The organism is Sagittula salina (genome assembly GCF_017813235.1).
Classification (GTDB): Bacteria; Pseudomonadota; Alphaproteobacteria; order Rhodobacterales; family Rhodobacteraceae; genus Sagittula; species Sagittula salina.
In genome coordinates, this window is the sequence record NZ_JAGISH010000101.1 from 1 (window position 1) to 232 (window position 232).

General features: G+C 68.5%; 1 protein-coding gene. It reads left to right on the forward strand.

All coding sequences use genetic code 11. The annotated features are described in order from the left end of the window. Positions 1 to 52: 52 nt before the first annotated feature. The coding region (locus J5474_RS22715) for a GlsB/YeaQ/YmgE family stress response membrane protein (RefSeq protein ID WP_209364297.1) at positions 53 to 232 on the forward strand (180 nt) is incomplete at its 3' end.

Here is a 232-nt window from a genome sequence, read left to right on the forward strand (position 1 = left end):
CGAGCGGCGGCTTTACCCCGGCGCGTTGGAACGCGTTGGAAAGGGAACGGGCATGGGTATCATCGGAACGATCGTCATCGGTTTCCTCGCCGGGCTGGTTGCGAACTTCCTCCATCCGGGCCGGGACCCCTCGGGCTTCATCATCACGACCCTGCTCGGCATCGTCGGCGCGGTGGTGGCGACCTATCTGGGCCAGGCCGTGGGCTGGTACCGGGCCGGGGAAGGGGCCGGC